This is a genomic window from Planococcus sp. A6 (genome assembly GCF_028823615.1).
Lineage (GTDB): Bacteria > Bacillota > Bacilli > Bacillales_A > Planococcaceae > Planococcus.
Genome location: NZ_JAPEHT010000261.1, coordinates 1 through 1,043, shown reverse-complemented (window position 1 = coordinate 1,043; position 1,043 = coordinate 1). Strand labels below are relative to the sequence as shown.

Genomic DNA, 1,043 nt, shown 5'->3' with positions numbered 1-1,043 from the left:
TTTTTGATGCGTTTTACGCTTTTTTCATGAGGCTTGATTTTCTACGGGCAGCAGTGTTTTTGTGGATCAAACCTTTAGAAGCTGCTTTCTCAACTTGTTTGATTGCTGCTTTAAGGGAATCCCCTTTGTTTTCTTCATTATTGGCTACAGCTTTCTCAGCCTTTTTCACAGAAGAACGCATTGCAGTTTTAACAGATGAGTTCTGAGCATTTTTCGTATCGTTCGTGCGAACACGTTTGATTGCAGATTTAATGTTTGGCATATCTTTCACCTCCTAGACAATTTGAGCGTCAGGTACAAGCCCTTGCTCTTCAGTGTCTCTATACAACAAAAGTTATTTTATCAAATCGGCTGGCCGAATGCAATAGTTACGTGCAAAGAAGTTTGCCTTGACACTGAAAGCTTTATGCGGTGATTCATTGCCCAATACCCGCTTGACTGCTATAATTCAAAGTAGTTTATATGGGAGTGAAGAAAATGGACCAAGAACAGAGATTAGCGAGACAACAGAAGATCCGCAACTTTTCCATCATCGCACACATCGATCATGGAAAATCGACGCTGGCCGACCGCATTTTGGAAAGAACCAATGCACTGACAGCACGCGAAATGAAATCCCAATTGCTCGACTCCATGGATTTGGAGCGTGAGCGGGGAATCACCATCAAATTGAACGCCGTCCAGCTCAATTATACAGCAAAAGACGGAGAAACATACATTATGCACTTGATCGACACGCCGGGCCATGTCGATTTCACGTACGAAGTATCAAGAAGCCTCGCAGCATGTGAAGGCGCTGTTTTGGTCGTCGATGCGGCACAAGGCATTGAAGCGCAGACACTGGCCAATGTCTATTTGGCGCTCGACAATGATCTCGAGATTCTTCCGGTCATCAACAAAATCGATTTGCCTGCAGCCGACCCGGAGCGCGTGCGCCAGGAAGTTGAGGATGTCATCGGCCTCGATGCGTCTGAAGCAGTATTGGCTTCCGCAAAAGCCGGAATCGGCATCGAGGAAATCCTTGAACAGATCGTCGAAAAAGT

At 45.5% G+C, this 1,043-nt stretch carries 2 protein-coding genes; one reads left to right on the top strand and one right to left on the bottom strand.

Annotated elements, in window-relative coordinates:
- Positions 1–13: 13 nt before the first annotated feature.
- A complete protein-coding gene (gene rpsT, locus ON064_RS18340; RefSeq protein WP_101190205.1) occupies positions 14–262 on the bottom strand; it encodes a 30S ribosomal protein S20 in 249 nt (82 codons plus the stop codon).
- Positions 263–477: 215 nt separating this feature from the next.
- On the opposite strand from rpsT, the gene ON064_RS18335 reads away from it, so the two are divergent.
- Positions 478–1,043: GTP-binding protein (locus ON064_RS18335; protein WP_274625888.1), on the top strand; the 566-nt coding region annotated here is incomplete at its 3' end.

Bases quoted from the DNA above. Each gene is read 5' to 3' on its own strand.
- rpsT (WP_101190205.1), bottom strand. From the start codon at position 262: ATGCCAAACATTAAATCTGCAATCAAACGTGTTCGCACGAACGATACG.